At 65.5% G+C, this 889-nt stretch carries 1 protein-coding gene; it reads right to left on the bottom strand.

The features are described from left to right. Positions 1-33: 33 nt before the first annotated feature. The coding region (locus K789_RS0105280) for a DNA-methyltransferase (RefSeq protein WP_024365848.1) at positions 34-889 on the bottom strand (856 nt) is incomplete at its 5' end.

An 889-nucleotide genomic window follows, 5' to 3' on the forward strand; every position in this document is an offset into this window, starting at 1 on the left:
CGGCCCCTGCTGCGAGTCAGTTGGGAATGCGGGTCAGGTGCCCGGGAAGACGCTGAAACTGGCGTGCGGGGCGAGCCGTTTGGCCATGACATCGATGGCCGGCTGGTTCTGGTCCACGCAGACGAACTTCCGGTCAAGCTTCGCGGCGACGGCGCCCAGGGTCCCCGAACCCGCGAAGAAGTCCAGGCACCAGTCGCCGGGGCGGCTGGACGCGGCCACCACACGGCGGATCAGCCCCTCGGGCTTCTGCGTGGGGTAGCCGGTCTTCTCCTTGCCCGTGGGTGAGACGATCGTGTGCCACCAGACGTCGGTGGGCAACTTGCCGAGCTCGCGCTTGGCCGGAGTCACGAGTCCCGGCGCCATGTACGGTTCCCGGTCCACTTCGGCGCTGTCGAAGTGGTATTTCGTGGGGTTCTTGACGTACACGAGGATGTTGTCGTGCTTGGTGGGCCAGCGGTATTTGGCGCGGGCGCCGTAGTCGTAGGCCCAGATGATCTCGTTCAGGAAGCACTCCCGGCCGAAGATGGCGTCGAGCATGACCTTGGCGTAGTGCACCTCACGGTAGTCCAGGTGCAGGTACAGGGTGCCGTCATCGGCAAGCAGCCGCCATGCCTCGACGAGCCGCGGTTCCAGAAAGGTCCAGTAGTCACTGAACGCGTCGTCGTACTTGTGCAGCGCGCCCTTGATGGTGTCATAGGAGCGTCCTTTGAACCCGACCCGATCGCCCTCACCGCCGGCATTGAGCACCATCCTGGTTTCCTGGCGCTTCTGGACCCGGCCGGTGTTGAACGGCGGGTCCACGTAAATGAGTGTGAAGGCGCCGTCCGGCAGCGTCGGGAGGTACGCCGCGTTGTCCGCGTGTACCACCAGGTTGCTGCCGTCCGGCGCC

The sequence above is a fragment of the Arthrobacter sp. TB 26 genome (assembly GCF_000427315.1).
Taxonomy (GTDB): Bacteria; Actinomycetota; Actinomycetes; order Actinomycetales; family Micrococcaceae; genus Arthrobacter.